At 62.2% G+C, this 15,464-nt stretch carries 18 protein-coding genes and 1 tRNA gene; 9 read left to right on the forward strand and 10 right to left on the reverse strand.

Features of this window, described 5'->3' with window-relative positions; all coding sequences use genetic code 11:
* Window positions 1–50: 50 nt before the first annotated feature.
* A complete protein-coding gene (locus U0023_RS00760; protein WP_009764278.1) occupies window positions 51–359 on the reverse strand; it encodes a hypothetical protein in 309 nt (102 codons plus the stop codon).
* A 139-nt stretch (window positions 360–498) separates the two neighbouring features.
* On the opposite strand from U0023_RS00760, the gene U0023_RS00765 reads away from it, so the two are divergent.
* Window positions 499–573 (forward strand) — tRNA-Thr (locus tag U0023_RS00765).
* 307 nt (window positions 574–880) lie between these two features.
* Here U0023_RS00765 and U0023_RS00770 read toward each other — a convergent pair.
* Window positions 881–1,150 (reverse strand): hypothetical protein, encoded by a 270-nt coding sequence (locus U0023_RS00770; protein ID WP_040638761.1) that lies wholly within the window; start codon window positions 1,148–1,150, stop codon window positions 881–883.
* A gap of 308 nt (window positions 1,151–1,458) precedes the next feature.
* Here U0023_RS00770 and U0023_RS00775 point away from each other — a divergent pair, with 308 nt between their 5' ends.
* Window positions 1,459–1,695: a hypothetical protein gene (locus U0023_RS00775; RefSeq protein WP_009764275.1), complete on the forward strand. Its 237-nt coding sequence runs from the start codon at window positions 1,459–1,461 to the stop codon at window positions 1,693–1,695.
* 100 nt (window positions 1,696–1,795) lie between these two features.
* On the opposite strand, the gene U0023_RS00780 is transcribed toward U0023_RS00775, so the two are convergent.
* A complete protein-coding gene (locus U0023_RS00780; protein ID WP_009764274.1) occupies window positions 1,796–1,972 on the reverse strand; it encodes a hypothetical protein in 177 nt (58 codons plus the stop codon).
* A 162-nt stretch (window positions 1,973–2,134) separates the two neighbouring features.
* On the opposite strand from U0023_RS00780, the gene U0023_RS00785 reads away from it, so the two are divergent.
* Window positions 2,135–2,947: a TrmH family RNA methyltransferase gene (locus tag U0023_RS00785; RefSeq protein ID WP_009764273.1), complete on the forward strand. Its 813-nt coding sequence runs from the start codon at window positions 2,135–2,137 to the stop codon at window positions 2,945–2,947.
* A 72-nt stretch (window positions 2,948–3,019) separates the two neighbouring features.
* Window positions 3,020–4,000 (forward strand): MBL fold metallo-hydrolase, encoded by a 981-nt coding sequence (locus tag U0023_RS00790; protein ID WP_009764272.1) that lies wholly within the window; start codon window positions 3,020–3,022, stop codon window positions 3,998–4,000.
* On the opposite strand, the gene cutA is transcribed toward U0023_RS00790, so the two are convergent.
* Window positions 3,997–4,326 carry a divalent-cation tolerance protein CutA gene (gene cutA, locus U0023_RS00795; protein ID WP_009764271.1) on the reverse strand — a complete coding sequence of 110 codons (330 nt, stop codon included), beginning with the start codon at window positions 4,324–4,326 and terminating at the stop codon, window positions 3,997–3,999. The two genes, U0023_RS00790 and cutA, sit on opposite strands and share 4 nt — an antisense overlap.
* Before the next feature lie 49 nt (window positions 4,327–4,375).
* On the opposite strand from cutA, the gene U0023_RS00800 reads away from it, so the two are divergent.
* From U0023_RS00800 to U0023_RS00810, 3 genes are read left to right on the forward strand one after another with little or no spacing between them, the layout of a single operon-like run.
* Window positions 4,376–5,149, forward strand: a complete 774-nt coding sequence (locus U0023_RS00800) for an NAD kinase (RefSeq protein ID WP_009764270.1) — start codon at window positions 4,376–4,378, stop codon at window positions 5,147–5,149.
* Between the two features lie 52 nt (window positions 5,150–5,201).
* Window positions 5,202–5,681, forward strand: coding sequence for a MaoC family dehydratase (locus tag U0023_RS00805; protein WP_009764269.1), 480 nt, complete (start codon window positions 5,202–5,204; stop codon window positions 5,679–5,681).
* The gene (locus U0023_RS00810; protein WP_009764268.1) at window positions 5,681–6,556 is read left to right on the forward strand and encodes an HpcH/HpaI aldolase/citrate lyase family protein; all 876 of its coding nucleotides are present in this window, start codon (window positions 5,681–5,683) and stop codon (window positions 6,554–6,556) included. Before U0023_RS00805 ends, U0023_RS00810 begins: the two co-directional genes overlap by 1 nt.
* Before the next feature lie 198 nt (window positions 6,557–6,754).
* Here the strand turns inward: U0023_RS00810 and U0023_RS00815 are convergent, their stop codons facing one another.
* Window positions 6,755–7,513, reverse strand: coding sequence for an outer membrane protein (locus U0023_RS00815; RefSeq protein ID WP_009764267.1), 759 nt, complete (start codon window positions 7,511–7,513; stop codon window positions 6,755–6,757).
* Window positions 7,514–8,423: 910 nt separating this feature from the next.
* On the opposite strand from U0023_RS00815, the gene U0023_RS00820 reads away from it, so the two are divergent.
* Complete coding sequence (locus U0023_RS00820) at window positions 8,424–8,612, forward strand: hypothetical protein (RefSeq protein ID WP_009764266.1); 189 nt, start codon at window positions 8,424–8,426, stop codon at window positions 8,610–8,612.
* A 495-nt stretch (window positions 8,613–9,107) separates the two neighbouring features.
* On the opposite strand, the gene U0023_RS00825 is transcribed toward U0023_RS00820, so the two are convergent.
* From U0023_RS00825 to U0023_RS00840, 4 genes are read right to left on the reverse strand one after another with little or no spacing between them, the layout of a single operon-like run.
* On the reverse strand, window positions 9,108–9,797 hold the full coding sequence (locus U0023_RS00825; RefSeq protein WP_009764265.1) for an ABC-type transport auxiliary lipoprotein family protein: 690 nt from the start codon (window positions 9,795–9,797) through the stop codon (window positions 9,108–9,110).
* A gap of 9 nt (window positions 9,798–9,806) precedes the next feature.
* The gene (locus U0023_RS00830; RefSeq protein ID WP_009764264.1) at window positions 9,807–11,144 is read right to left on the reverse strand and encodes an MlaD family protein; all 1,338 of its coding nucleotides are present in this window, start codon (window positions 11,142–11,144) and stop codon (window positions 9,807–9,809) included.
* Between the two features lie 8 nt (window positions 11,145–11,152).
* On the reverse strand, window positions 11,153–11,953 hold the full coding sequence (locus U0023_RS00835) for an ABC transporter ATP-binding protein (protein ID WP_009764263.1): 801 nt from the start codon (window positions 11,951–11,953) through the stop codon (window positions 11,153–11,155).
* Between the two features lie 4 nt (window positions 11,954–11,957).
* Window positions 11,958–13,040 (reverse strand): ABC transporter permease, encoded by a 1,083-nt coding sequence (locus U0023_RS00840; protein ID WP_009764262.1) that lies wholly within the window; start codon window positions 13,038–13,040, stop codon window positions 11,958–11,960.
* A gap of 146 nt (window positions 13,041–13,186) precedes the next feature.
* Between U0023_RS00840 and dgcA the strand changes: the two genes are divergently transcribed.
* A complete protein-coding gene (gene dgcA / locus U0023_RS00845) occupies window positions 13,187–14,170 on the forward strand; it encodes an N-acetyl-D-Glu racemase DgcA (protein WP_009764261.1) in 984 nt (327 codons plus the stop codon).
* Here dgcA and U0023_RS00850 read toward each other — a convergent pair.
* Window positions 14,140–15,321: an MFS transporter gene (locus U0023_RS00850; RefSeq protein ID WP_009764260.1), complete on the reverse strand. Its 1,182-nt coding sequence runs from the start codon at window positions 15,319–15,321 to the stop codon at window positions 14,140–14,142. The genes dgcA and U0023_RS00850 overlap by 31 nt on opposite strands.
* Between the last annotated feature and the right edge of the window lie 143 nt (window positions 15,322–15,464).

The following is a 15,464-nucleotide window of genomic DNA, read 5'->3' on the forward strand; positions in this document are numbered from 1 at the left end:
CCGCCTCACAGCGGGGCTTTTCATTTCGGCATCCCTGAAGGGGCGGCCGCTCAGTAGCAGGTGGTTACTCGGCGGACGATCCAGCCCTCGCCTTCCACGAAGAGGCGCTTGCGGGAAATGCTGCAGGCGTCGTCCGTCGAGGGTTTCGTCTCGATGGAAGACGTCGTTTCCACATCCGTTGTGGCAACCTTTGCGGCTGCCTGCCTCTCGGGTTTGGCTGCCGCGCCATGCCCTGCATGGCCGGCCTGCGCCTGATCCGCCGCGATAGCGACGCCAAGAACGACCGCTAGGGCAGCGAGAGCCTTGATGGCGCCGAGGCGCGAGATAACTTTCCCAGAAGAAGCCCCTGAGACCTTCATAATACCAACTCCGTGACCATGTTTTCCTGACAATTCCATAATCGGGCCATGGTTTCGGTGTGCTGGAACACTAAATATTTACGTTTGTGTGGAACTTGCGTCCTTCGCCATGGGCTGCTACCTGAGCACCGTGACGTTGGCCGGTGTAGCACAGCGGTAGTGCAGCGGTTTTGTAAACCGAAGGTCGGGAGTTCGATCCTCTCCACCGGCACCACTCCTCCCTTTTGAGTGGCGAAAGATCTTCAGAGACAACGGGAATCGTGAAGGCGCCCTCGTCCGACAGGACGCTTGTCCGGCGTTGTCGGCGGATCCGCTTTCGAAAATTTTCAGATTGTCGGAGAGCGCTTCAATCCAGGGCGAGGCTCAGATAGGCGGCGAGAAGCAGGGCCAGGAAACTCAGCCCCAAGGCAGCCAACAAGGCAACCCAAAGGGATCTCGTGTCGTCGGCATCCATAACGCGCCCCCATCACAACTTCCTCAGTAAACGATGGAGAGGCGGGCTTATTCCCGGCGCGCATGAACTAAATTTCCGCCGTTTGAAGTTTCACGAGCAGGTCCCTGTGGGCGCGCCAATCCCCAAGCGTCGCCTGCATCTCGTGCAACGCCGCCTTGGCGTCTCCCGTAGGCTTGGCCTCCCAGGCAAGCTCCTGAATGAGCGCGACTTGATCGAAGATTCGCCGTTTGAGGTCGTTGATGTCCTTCGTCAGCCTTCCTAGTTCGTCCTGCAGATCCAGTGAAAAGCCTTTCGCCCTGAGGCTATGGCCGGCCAGACCTTCTTCAAGCTTGAGCATAAACCCGGCATAGCGCGTCGGCGGCCGAGTGCCAAGCTGCGGTCCTCCATTGGCCGTAATCCCGGCCTCCCTGAGAGCTGCCGGCGGCGCTCCCGGTACGCCTGGGTTTCCGGCATCGTGACCATCGCGGCTCGAACGGCTGGGCGACCTGGTCGGTGGGTGGCAGGCTCCGCCGGTCTCCTGCCCGCCCTGCATGCAGGCCTGCGCCGTAGGACCTGACTGAGTCGCCGCGCCAGAGGGAGCAGGAATGCCGCAATCGTGGAAGCGACCATCAGTTTCAGCCTTCCGTCACCGATCTCAAGGCGCCCATGGACGGGACGGGCGGGAGATTTACCCAGTCGGCGCTTCATGCACCGTCCGCCGGGGTAGCCCGCCTGCCCAGGCAATGCCTGCAGGAATGCAGCTTAGGCTATGTGCTCCATGTCGTGACGGAGGCGCAGATGGATGTGCTGTTGCTGAACGTGATGGGATCCGCGGCCGTGGCCTCGGCCATCGTCGTCGCCGTTATGGCGAACCGACTCTCGAAGGAACTCGCCGGCTTGTAACCCTTGGATCAGCTCTTCGGCCAAGTCCGAGCACCCGGAAATTCATGAACGGGAAACGCGGCCCCGTATATCTTGATCCCGTTCACAGGCGGTTAGGAGCTCACCGGATCCGCTCCTTGCCCCAGTTCTCGTGAGCGGCCTGATCGGATACTTCCTGTTCGACTCGATTCAACCTGCGGCGCCGGCTGCCAAAAACGGCCATGAAGATGCCGATCAGCAAAGGCCCGCCGACAATCACCAGGGCCCATACCCAACCATCCGCGATATCCCAATCCATATGTCGTCTCCCAGCGGAGGACTGCATATTGCAGTCCAAGCGTTCTCACGGGGCTAACAGGTATGCCGAGTCGTTGTTCCTCGCCTGGTTGCGCATAGGCAAAGACGTCGGCACGGATTAGACAGGCGCGACAAAGCAAGCCGCTACCACCCATAGAGTCCCATGCTGATTTCTGTTTCAGATCCTGACGATCCGCGGATCGAACCCTATCGCGCAGTGCGGGAGCGCGACCTCGTCGGGCGGGAGCACCGCTTCGTGGCGGAGGGAGAAGTGGTCCTACGGGTGCTCTCGCGGCAATCCCGTTTCAAGATCGAATCGCTTCTGCTTGCGGAAAGCCGGGCCGAAACCCTGGGTGACGTCCTGGATGTGCTTTCTCCAGAAATCCCAATCTATACGGCGACCCGGGTCGTAATGGATGCCATCGTGGGCTTTCCGATCCATCGAGGCATTCTGGCCATAGCCCGCAGGGCTTCCCTTCCACCGGTCGAGGAACTGCTCTCACAGATGCCCGAGAAGGCCCTGGTCGTCGGGCTGATCGGCTTGGCGAACCATGACAATGTGGGCGGGATTTTCCGAAATGCGGCGGCTTTCGGCGTAGGAGCCGTCCTGCTCGACCACGAAACCTGCGATCCGCTTTACCGCAAGGCCATTCGCGTTTCGGTAGGAGGAGCGCTGATGGTGCCCTATACGAGAGTACCGTCCGCCGACGCCATGGTACAGGCCTTACAGGCAGCCTCCTTCGACGTGATGGCTTTGTCCCCATCGGGCAAGGAAATCCTCGCGCAGGTTCAGCCTTCGCAGCGGACGGCCCTGCTCCTCGGAGCGGAGGGCCCCGGCCTGCCTTCAGCCCTCTTGGCCCGGACGCGCACTGTATCCATTCCCATGAGCGGCGGGTTCGATTCGCTGAATGTCGCGACCACCAGCGGGATTGCCCTGCATCATCTGGCAAGCGCCGCGGCCTTCCCCGCTCTCTGACTTGTGAGAATCCCGTCCCTTGTCTCCAAGCCTGGCCGTTCTAGGCTTCCGTTCCCACGCCTGGAGACATCCATGACACTGACACGCCGCACAATTCTCGCCAGCACCGTCCTCGCAGCCGCTCCTCTCTCAGGTCCTGCCTTGGCTCAATCGACCTCGGCCGCCCCTAACCAGGGAGCTGGTGCCCGACAAGCTCCCGGCTTCTATCGCTACAAGGTGGGCGACATAGAGGTGACGGCCATCAACGACGGCGTCGCGCCACGGCCTCTCGAGGGTTTCATCCGCAACGCGGACCTCGCAGCCGTCCAGCAGGCGGCTCGCGAGGCGTTTCTGCCTCAGGACACGATCCAGAACACCTTCACGACTCTCGTCCTGAACAATGGTGGCCGGCTGACCTTGATCGACACGGGGAACGGCGATTCAGGAGCGCCGACCACTGGCCGCTGGATGGCGAACTTTCGTGCAGCCGGGTTTGATCCCGCCCAGGTGAACACCGTCATCATCAGCCACTTCCATGGCGACCACATCAATGGCCTGCGCCTGAAGGACGGCACGGCGGTGTTCCCGAATGCCGAGGTCATGGTGCCGGCGGTCGAATGGGCCTTCTGGATGGACGACGCCCGCATGAACCAGGCTCCGGAAGGCGCAAGGGGCGGTTTCCAGGGGGCCCGGCGCGTCTTTGGCCCCATCGCCAAGGACGTGAAGCAATATGAGATGGACAAGGAGGTCGTGCCCGGCCTGACGAGCATCGCCGCTCCCGGTCACACCCCGGGCCATACGGCCTACATGCTCTCCTCGGGCTCGGGCCGGCTGCTCATCCTGTCGGATACGGCGAACCATCCTGCGCTGTTCGTGCGCAATCCGGACTGGTCGGCGGTGTTCGACATGGATGCGGACCAAGCCCGCGCAACCCGCCGCAAGATGCTCGAACTCGCTGCCTCCGAACGGGCCCAGGTCGCGTTCTATCATGCACCATTCCCGGCCACGGGCCATATCGCCAAGGACGGCAACGGCTTCCGCTTCGTGCCCGTACAGTGGAGCCCGGCCGTTTAAGTCCCGGTTCCGGACGTTTCCGCGATCAGCCACTCCAGGGTGGCCGCATCGGCGCCGGTCGGCTCGATGAAGAGAATGATCGGTGTCTCGTATGGATGCCTCTCCTTGAGGGCCCGATGGACCTGATCCTGAAGGCCCTTGACGGTCTTCAGGATGGCGACCGCCTCCTGCCCCCGCTCGATGCTACCCTTCCACCCATACACAGATTGCATCCCCGGCAGCACGTTGACGCAGGCGACCAGCCGATCCCGAACGAGCGCCTCGCCCGTCGACAGGGCGATGTCCACATCCGGAAAGGTCGTATAGACGAGAAGTGGGCGATCCATGCTATGCCTGTCCTCCGCATCCAATGGGACGCCACGAGGGTAACTGGGCATGGCCCGCCGTTTCAACCATATCGCATTCGTCGCCAGCGACGCGCCCGACGCCCAAAGTGCGCTCAAGATCCTCCAGGGCCTGTATGCCAATGTTCGGCCTGAAGAGGCCGATGTCATCGTGGCCCTCGGCGGCGATGGGTTGATGCTGCAGAGCCTCCACCGGTTCATGGGCACCTCCAAGCCCATTTACGGCATGAACAAGGGTACGGTCGGCTTCCTGATGAACGATTACCGGGAGGAAGACCTGTTCGAGCGACTGGAAGATGCCGAGCGCAGCGTCGTTCATCCCCTGTTGATGGTGGCCTGGGATATGCATGGGGTGGCGCATACGGCGCGGGCCATCAACGAAGTTGCCATGTTCCGGCAGACCTATCAGGCGGGGAAGCTCCGCATCAGCGTCGATTCCCACGTCCGCATCGCCGAACTGATCGCCGATGGAATCCTGGTTGCAACTCCGGCCGGCTCGACCGCCTATAACCTCTCGGTCGGCGGAACGATCCTGCCGCTCAATGCTCCTCTCCTAGCCCTGACGCCGATCTCGGCCTTCCGCCCTCGGCGCTGGCGCGGCGCACTCCTGCCTGACCACGCCAAGATTCAAATCGAGGTTCTCGAAGCCGAGAACCGGCCCGTCAGCGCGGTGGCCGACCACACGGAATTCCGCAATGTTTCCCACGTGCACGTTTCCATGGACCGCAGCGTCGATCTGGTGATGCTGCACGATCCCGGTCACAGCCTGGACGAACGGATCCTGCGGGAGCAGTTCGGCTATTGAAGCAGCAAAGGCATGGGATCCAACATGCCGGTCAAAACGATGAGGTGAAGTCATGAGCGATGAGAGCAGGCACCCGAGGGGCGGCCTCTATTTCGAGGATTTCGTCGTCGGAACGACCATCAGGCACCGCCTTACCCGAACGGTGACGCAAATGGACAACATGCTGTTCTCCAACATGACGCTGAACCCGCAGCCCCTCCATATCGACGCGCATTTCTGCGCCACTGAGACGGAATGGGGTAAGCCGCTCATGAACTCTCTGTTCACCCTCGGCCTCATGATCGGCATCTCCGTCAACGACACCACCGTAGGGACGACCATCGCCAATCTCGGCATGACGGACGTGAAGTTTCCCGCGCCTCTGTTCGAAGGCGATACGGTCAATGCGACGACGGAGATCGTCGCCAAGCGCGAGTCGAAATCGCGACCCGACGCGGGCATCGTGGACTTCGTTCACCGCGCCTACAAGCAGGACGGCACGCTCGTGGCCGAATGCCGCCGCCAGGCCTTCATGCGCAAGAGGAGCGCCTGATGCGCTCGCTGCTATTCGTGCCGGGCGACAGCCGGAAGAAGCTCGAGAAAGCCATGAACTCGGGAGCCGACGTGCTCCTCATCGACCTGGAGGATTCGGTTGCGCTCGATGCAAAGCAAGAGGCCCGGCGCATCACGGCCTCCTTCCTCGCCGAGCAGCGTAGCGTAGCGCAACGTCCCCGCCTCTTCGTGCGCGTCAACGGACTCACGACAGGCCTGATCGACGCGGATCTCGACGACGTCATCCGCGCTGCCCCCGATGGCATCGTTCTGCCCAAGACGATCGGAGGTCCCGACGTCGCGCATCTGGGAGCCAAGCTGGCGGTGCGGGAGGCGGAATTCGGTCTGGAAGACGGGGGTACCCGCATTCTCGCCATCGCCACGGAGAACGCCGCCGGCGTGTTCGCGCTCGGCACCTTCGCAGGCGCGAGCCATCGTCTCATGGGCCTGACCTGGGGTGGCGAGGACCTGTCGGCCGATCTCGGCGCCGAGACCAATCGCACCGATGACGGCGCCTATACGGACCCATACCGCCTCGCCCGCTCTCTCACCCTTCTCGGCGCCGCGGCGGCCGGAATCGACGCGATCGATTCCGTCTTTACCAATTTCCGGGACACTGCCGGGCTGGAAGCCGAATGCCGAGCGGCCCGGCGGGATGGTTTCGCCGCCAAGATGGCGATCCATCCGGCTCAGGTTCCTGTGATCAACGAGACCTTCACCCCTTCAGCCGAGGCCATCGAAAGAGCCCGGGCCGTGATCGTGGCCTTCAAAGCCCATCCGGGAGCTGGTGTCGTCGGGGTCAACGGCGAGATGCTCGACCGCCCTCACCTCCTGCGTGCCGAGCGCCTCCTGCGGCGCGCGGGCCGACTGGCTTGACCCGCGACTAGAGCTGTTTCCACTGGCGTGGAATCATCTCTCTTCTCTGCTGAGACGCATTTTTTGACGGTGAACCGGATCCACTTCGCGGAAAAATGCTCTAACGTCGGCGCCGAAGTCTTTTCCGCAGGCTTCGACGGCGGTCACCGAGCGAGTAGGCTTGAAACACGCGCGTAACGTTCCCTACGTTGGCCTCTCTCAGTTGAAGCTGTAGCGCACGCCGAACCGCATCTCGTGGGCGCCGATCGATTCCATGTCCACTCCAATGCCGGTGTCGTAAGACCGTGTCTTCACCGAACCGAGACTGGCATAGCGGTATCCAAGATCGAGTGTGAAGTTCGACGACAACTGGTAACCGACACCGGCCATCAGCGCCCAGGCGAGGCTGAAATCGTCACCGCCGGCAAAGCGTAAGAAGGTCTCGTTTCCTGTCGCCGGATCGTAGGTCGCCAGCACATGACGAGAGAAAATGTTGTGCGCCATGCCGATACCGGCGCCGATATAAGGGGTGAAACCCATCACCGGTCTGAAATCAAGGTAACCATTGACCATGAAGGTTGAGGATTCGAACTGGGCTTGATCCGCAATCGATACGGCGGTGAGAGAGAATGGAGCGACGACCCCTTTGAAGCGGGCGTCGAAGGTATGGTCCAGCGTTACGTCCGCACGGACATTGGCATTGAAGCGGTAACCAACGCCCGCCCCCACAACGGCGGCATTATTCAGGCTTTCGTCGCCGAGACTGCTCGTGAATGGTTGATCGGCGAAGTCCGCCTCAGGACGCTTGTAGTCGACGTAGCCGACCGTACCTCTTAGATACAATCCGCGAGCGCTTTCCCTATAATCTCGCCCCACGGAAGACGAGGATACGAAGACCCGGGACAGGTCGGCCGCCATGGCAGCCGAACTTAGTGCCGCAAAAAGCCCGGTCAGGGCCGCAATACTGATTGTTTTCATCGAAGCTTCTCTACTCACGGAACACGCGTTCTGCCACGTTATTTCAGACGCATTGTTATGTTATTCATGATCAAATGAAGAATGTGTTAAGCTTAAATTGCGGTTCCCAAAGAGGTCGAGCGCGACCTTTCTCGACAGACAGGATGCGGGCTATCCAAGCTATTCTCGTACCCAACTGGACCGGCGAACCTCCAGCGCCCCTCTCTCACACAGGGCATGAGCTGGCTCATTACGAAGCAGATGCACTTCGGCATCAGTTTCGATGGTTTCGGAGAGGAGACTCTATTCCGTCACGGCCTCTCACTCACCGGCCGATCACACATAAACGCATGATGAGATTAGCTATATTCCAGCGATGCGTGAGAAATCTACCTCAACCGGGACGAGGTACGTTGCAGTGCAAGGGTAATCACGGATTGGATCTACCGGCTTGGTCTTTCTTGCATAGCAGCAACATAACAAATGCAACAATGCAAATTATATCTACAGATGTCGCTACGGAAGTTGCAAATTTGCACGCCCTGAGCAGACGAAGCCGCCGCGACGTTCGGCATCGTCTAAGCAATTGTAATATATAGGTTTGTTTCGCAAACCGGGTGTATTACAACGGCCAAACAACGAATGGCGCACATGGCTGTAACGCTCGTTACATTGGTTCAGGCAATCTCTTAGACAGATGCTGCCCGTTGAGTCCCCTGAAGAAACGATATTTGGGCTTTGCTAGCCTAAAAAATTAATAATATATCATTATACGAATGAAGGCTGGCCCTGGGAGCGAAACGATTCCGCCCCAGAGGACCAAGCTCACACTGATGATCGAACTGTGATTGCAACGTGGCGCAAGCATTGGAGAAGGCCATGCGTATCGGTCACACCGCATTTGGTACGCCCTGCCAAACCGGGACAGCCATTGCGCACACCGCTCGACACTACGAAGCCCAGCAACGATGCGGAGTTCTTCCTGCTCGGGAATTTGGAGATTAACAGCGACATGCAGCGCCGCTTCATCGAGGGAGCAGGCGTCGTCGGGCCCTACGGGCATATCGTCAACCTTAAACCGGAGAAGCCCAATGCTCGCAAGAAGATCGCCAAACCTTAAGATGTCTCTGATGGCGTGCGCTGGGTTCCTGCCGATGCTCGTTCTGGGCGCATGCGCGGACTACGTAAAGCACAGCGACACGATCACGGCATCCGCCGGAGACGCAATAGCGCACAACAAGGTCGTGCAAATCGACGATCCATGGCCTCGGGCCTCTGCGAACACCCGCATTATGGGCAACGGCAAAAGGGTCGATACAGTGACAAGGCGCTATCTCAGAGGCGCTCCCTCCTCTTCGAACTCGATGTCAACTTCGCCCCAGACATCGAGTTCGCCCAGTCCACAAGGCTCGCCTCCTGCGCAATAAGCTATGGAAGTTCAACTCCAAGGACGGCTCTGTCTGTCCTTGGAGTTGAATAAGAGAAAAACTACTCTTGCTTGATCGAGTGCGCGAGGATGGGACCTCGCCCGCTCAGAGACCTCGTTCCAGCCAGCCCTGACCCTTCAGATCCGAGCGATAGCTCAATGGTCGTTTGAGACCAGTGCAGATCCCCTTTAAGTCGGCGCCTGCTCCTTGGCCGGAGCCTGCGATTGGCTGCTGACGTCGCCGGGCTCCTCGCGCCGGGGCAGATGGCTTCCACTCACCCAGCGCACGATATCGAGCATGACGACCGACAGGGCCTCGTCGAGGGCGCGGGCGGCGTTCGGGGCGTCCACAGAGCTGGTGGGGACCCTGGCGCGGAAAATGCGGCCGTTGACGATGCGGCCATTTTGATCGGCCACGATCTTTACTGATATCTCTGCCACCGCCTCATTCTCAGGCGTCGCGATCTCGAACCGGCGCAGCTCCGAGATAAGCTGGACGTCGGCCACGGCGCCGCTGCTCGGGCGCGCCACGCCTCGGAGCTGGGAGGCGTTCTCGAACGTGTTGATCAGGCGCGTCTGGATCAGGCGCGGCAGGTTGTCGGCCCACTGCCCTCCCCCGATGAAGGACACGGAGCCGCTCGCGTCCTTGACCAGGATCTGCTGGGTCGAAAGCGCCTGGAGGGCCGCCGGCTCGTTGACCAGAAGCTGAACGCCGGCTGCCCCCCGGATCCGGGAGGTCGGGGCCGAGAGATCGAACGTCGCCGGTGCAGGACCTGACGAGCAGGCGCCGGTCAAGGCCGCCAACACCAGAACCGGGGCAAGTCCCCGGAACAGGCCGGCTCGTTCAGTCTGGAGGAGTGACACTGAGGATCCACGCATGAAGGTTACTTAACGGCGTCCATTGTATTGGGGGAGATTGGGGCTACCACCGAAAATAAACTGCTGTGGATTACGTTCGATGCTGCGGACCGCCCGGCTGATATCGCCCAGGGTCTTGCGCCCTTCCACGGCCAGTGCCTCGTATTCCCGCAAGCCCGATTCCGTGAAGCGGTTGACGCCGCCCAGGATGCCTTGAATGCCCTCGGTTCGGGTGTTGAGGTCGTTGGCGAGTTCGCGCACGGCCACGGCGGCCGCCCGGATCTCGTCGAAGGCGCTCTTGCCGGATTCGCCGGAAGCCGAGCCGAGGAACTTCTCGGCGCCCGCCAGAACGCTGTCGATCTTGTCGGCCGACCGGTTGAGCTTTTCGGTGATGGAGCGCGCCTCCTGGATCGCCTTGTCGATATCCGGGCTGCGGCGGCTCAGGGTCTGGGTGAAAGTGTCCACGTTGTCGACCGTGCGGCCGATCTTGGCCGGGTCGATCGCCTTGGTGACCTCCGCGATCTCGGCCACTGCCGTATCGAGCTTCGGCGCGGTCTCGTTCAGCCGCGCGATCAGGCTCGCCGCATCCTTGAGGGCGTCGCTCACGACCTGCCGGTTCTCCCCGAGAGCCGTGGTAAAGTTGTCGACATTCTCCACGATGCGGGCAACCCGCTGGCGGTCGACGGAGCGTACGACCTCATCGACATTCGTCGCCAGGGTCTCGAGCTTCTCGGCGAGAGGCCCCACCTTCTCGGCCGCCTGACCGACCTGAGCCAGGAAGCGGTCGATGCCCTCGGCATTCTCGCCCAGAGCCTGAGAGAAGCGCTCCACATTCTGGACGGTCCGATTGATGGATCCCTCATTGTCGGCAATGACCCGGCCGACCCGTTCGAGCACGTCGTCGGCGCGGCGGGCGATGTTGCGTGCGGTTTCGATCAGGTCCTGGAAATCGGAACGATCGGCGAAGATCGTCGGCATCGGCTGGCCCGGGCCCGCCACGAGCGGCGGAGCGCCCGCCTCGCCGCCCGACAGGCCGACATTGGCGACACCGGTCAGTCCCTGGTACTCCAGGCGGGCCCGCGTGTCGGACCGGATCGGCGTATTGCTGTTGACCGTCGCGATGGCGACCACGCGGCGGGGGTCCTCCGGCAGAAGGTCGAGGCTCGTCACCTCGCCGACCCGCAGGCCGTTGAAGGACACGCTCGATCCCTGGGACAGTCCCGAGACCGAGCCGGAGAACACGATGCGGATGTTCTGGCGCGCCTGTCCCCGTTCTCCGCCGGAGAACCAGTAGACGAAGCCGAAGGCGGCTGCGATCACCGCCAGGGTGAAGAGGCCGATCAAGGCGTAGTTTGCACGCGTTTCCATCGTTACCCTTACGCGCCGCCGGCCATGACCGCGCGTGCCCGTTTTCCATGAAAATAAGAGCGGAGCCACGGGTGATCCGATTCCAGCATCACCTCGATGGGACCCTCCGCGAGAATTTTTCCCTCGCCCAGAGCCGCTATGCGGTCGCAGACCGAATAGAGGCTGTCTAGGTCATGGGTTACCATGAATACCGTCAGGCCTAAAGTCCGCTGTAACGTCGCAATAAGGTCGTCGAACTCGCCGGCGCCGATGGGATCGAGACCCGAGGTCGGCTCGTCGAGGAAAACGATCTCAGGATCGAGGGCGAGAGCCCGCGCCAGAGCCGCGCGCTTGATCATGCCGCCGGACAGCTCGGACGGCAGCTTGTCGGCCGCATCCGGATTGAGGCCCACCATCTCGATCTTGAGCATGGCCAGTTCGTCGAGCAGCCGGTCCGACAGATGCAGGTATTCCCGCATCGGCACCTGAATGTTCTGCTTCACGGTCAGGGCCGAGAACAGGGCGCCCTGCTGGAACAGCACGCCCCAGTGCCGCTCGAGCTGGCGGCGTCCCTCGGCGGAGAGTTCGTCGAGGTTCTGGCCCAGAACCTCGATGGTGCCCGCCCGCTTGGGGACGAGCCCGAGAATGGCCCGGGTCAGGACCGACTTGCCCTGGCCCGAACCGCCGACGAAGCCCAGGATCTCTCCGCGGTAGACGTCGAGATCGAGCCCCTTGAGGATTGTCCTCTCTCCGAAGCCGACCTCGACCCCGCGGACGCGGATGATCACGTCGTGGGTCTCCAGAGAAGCGGGGTGGCGCCGTTCGAGCATCATCTCAGTAATTTATCGCTGCAAAGAACATGGCAAAGAGGCCATCGAGCACGATGACCATGAAGATGGCCTTCACCACCGAGGAGGTGACATGGCGGCCCAGGGATTCGGCGGACCCCTCAACAGCCAGACCCTCAAGGGTGGCGATGATGCCGATCACCAGGGCCATGAATGGGGCCTTGATCATCCCGACCAGGAAGGTGTTCATTCCCACGGCGGCCCGGAGGCGGTTCAGGAAGATGTCCGGGCTGATATCGCCGTAGACCCATGTGGTCAGGCCGCCTCCGACGAGCGCCGCGATCGACGCGATGAAGGCCAGGAGCGGCAGGCCGATCACCAGCGCCATAATGCGCGGGACGATGAGAACCTCGATGGGGTCGAGGCCCATGACCCTCAGCGCATCGATTTCCTCGCGCATCTTCATGGAGCCGATCTCGGCCGTGAACGCGGAACCCGACCGGCCCGCCACCATGATGGAGGTCAGCAGCACGCCCAGTTCGCGCAGCACCAGGATACCGATCAGGTCGATGACGAAGGGCGTCGCACCGAATTTCACGAGCTGGAAGATGCCCTGCTGCGACACGATGCAGCCGACGAGGAACGAGATCAGGACGATGATCGGCACACCGCGATAGGCGATCTGCTCCAGCTGGTTGATCACGGCCGTTCCCCGGAAACGGCGGGGATGAAGGATCACGCGGATCATGGCCGCGACGAGTTCGCCCAGGAACCCGACGCCTCCGACCATGTCCTTGCCGGCACCGGCGACGCTCTGGCCCACATCGACGAGGAAATCCACGAAGCGGGAGTGTCGCGGCTTCGGCTCACCCCGAAAGTCGCGGTAGGCCGCCTCGTCGAGAAGGATCTTCTGCTCGGGAGAGGCATTGGCGAAATCCACCTGCCCTCTGGCGGACAGCTCATGCCGGGTCCGATTGAGCGTCCAAGCGCCGAGAGTATCGAGACGCTCGACGCCGGTCAGATCGAGGATGAGAGGAAAGCTCTCGGCCCCGTCGGCGATTTCACCGGCCAGGGCCTCCACCTTCTGGGCATGCGGAGCGGTCCAGGGACCGGCCAGCCGGGCTGTCATCCGCCCTCCGGCGCGGTCGATTGTGACTTCCGGCTCTCGAGCCAAGGTGCTCTGCGCCACGATCATCCCTTCGGCGTTGATTCCGCTTGGTGATAGCGTGTCATTGAGCCACAAGTCGAGACGAAGTTAAGAAGAGACTGAAGAGAATGCGCAAGCTCACCGTTTCCATCGACCGTTTCCCCATCGCCGGAAAATTCACGATCGCCCGCGGCTCCCGGACCGAGGCGGTGGTCGTGACGGCGACGATTTCCGAGGACGGCGCCGTCGGGCATGGGGAATGCGTGCCTTACCCCCGATACGGCGAGACGGTCGAGGGCGTGGCCGCGGCCATCGAGGCGGTCCGTCCCCAGATCGAGGCGGGCCTGACCCGGGAAGCGCTTCAGAACCTGATGCCTGCGGGCGCGGCCCGGAACGCGGTCGATTGTGCCCTCTGGGATCTGGACGCCAAGCGCTCCGGCATCCGCGCCCATGTGACTGCCGGGCTGCCCCGCTGGCCTCCGGCGACCACCGCCTACACGATCAGCCTCGACACGCCCGAAGGGATGGCGCAAGCCGCCGCCAAAGCGGCCGAGCGGCCGATCCTCAAGGTGAAGTTCGGCGCTCCGGACGGCGACATCGACCGGATCAGGGCCGTCCGCCGTGCCGCCCCCCAGGCGACCCTGATCGCGGACGCCAACGAGGGCTGGACGGAGGACAACCTGGAACGGCACCTCGCGGTCTGCGCAGATGAGGGCTACGCCCTGGTGGAACAGCCCCTCCCCGCCAAGGCAGACGGATACCTGAGCCGCATCTCGCGCCCCGTTCCGATCCTCGCCGACGAGAGCGTCCACGACCGTGCAAGCCTCGACCGGCTCGTGGGTCTCTACGAGGTCATCAACATCAAGCTCGACAAGACAGGCGGTCTCACGGAGGCCCTGGCCCTGGCCGATGCGGCGGAAGCCCAGGGCTTTTCGCTCATGATCGGCTGCATGGTCGGCACGTCGCTTGCGATGGCGCCCGCCCTCGTGCTCGCGCCTCGGGCCCGTTTCGTCGACCTCGACGGCCCCCTCCTCCTCGCCAGGGACCGGGAGCCGGGCCTGCGTTACGAAGGCAGCATCGTCTACCCGCCGGAGCCGGCCCTCTGGGGCTGATCCTTCTGAAGGCGGACGGCCATCAGCATCAGAACGAACGCGATGGCTCCCAGAGGAGCCATCGCGGCGAATACGCCGGCACCCGCATCGGTGTAGATGAGGCCGCTGACGATGGTCGATGCCGCAGTCGTCAAAGCGGCCAAGGAACCGTAGATTCCTTGCGCGCGCCCTCTTGCCGTCATGGGCGCGAAGGCCGCCAGCGCCGCCATGGTGCCGATATGGGTAGCGGCGAAGGTCAGGCTGTGCATGGTCTGCAGCACGAACATGATCTCCGTTCCCGGTTGCAGGGACATGATGGTGAAGCGGATGACCGCAGCGGCCGAGCCGAGCATGATCAAGCCGATGCCCGAGTTTCGGCCGACATGGCGCCCCAGATAAACGAAGACCAGAATCTCGGCGATCACCCCGGCCGCCCAGAAATATCCGATGACCTGATCGGAGAAGCCGACGGAACGCCAGTAGATGCTGGCGAAGGCATTGAGCGCCCCATGGCTTGCCTGGGTCACCGCCCCGGCGATCAGGACCAGCCATAGGATCCTGGACAGCCGGGAAGGAGCCTCATCTTTCCGCGGTTCGCCATGGCTGGAGGATTCGGATCTCTCGTGCGGAACGGCCACCAGAGTGGCCGTGATCCCCAGGATCGGGATGATTGTCAGGACGACGATCACGACATCCGGCCCGAAGGCGCCGACCAGATACCCGCCCACGATGTTGGTGATGAAGAATGCCACGGAGCCCGAACCCCGGATCCGGCCGTAATTCAAGCCGGGATGCTTCTGAACCGCGTTGGTGGAGACGAGATCGTTGCCCGGAATGACGCAGGACTGCGCGACGGCAACGAGCGCCACCAGGGCCATAATGGCCCAAGTGGCGTCGACGAGGAGAAAGAGCGGAAAACCGATGAGCTGACCGAAATGGCTGGCCAGAAGAAGCCGCCGTGCTCCGAAGGACCGATCCGCGAGGCTCATGAGCGGCGCCGTCGCCAGGATGCGTACGATGATCGGTATGGCGACCACGAACCCGATCACGGTCGGCGACAGGGCCTTGCTCTGGAGCCAGAGCGGGAAGAACGGGAGGTACATCCCGTGACTGGTGAAGCTGGCGGCCTGCAGCGCACCCAGGCGGATTTCCAGTGCTTTGAACGGATGCATCAGGGGTGTGATCTTCTGGAACAAAAAATGGAGTCGACCAAAGAACGCGGTGCAAGACTACCTCGGAAAGCCTTACAGGGGTTGAGCTTGCGGGCGCTTTGCACACATCTGTTGGAGACAGGAATCAAACCCGGCAAAGATGG

Source organism: Microvirga lotononidis, from assembly GCF_034627025.1.
In the GTDB taxonomy this organism is placed as follows: Bacteria; Pseudomonadota; Alphaproteobacteria; order Rhizobiales; family Beijerinckiaceae; genus Microvirga; species Microvirga lotononidis.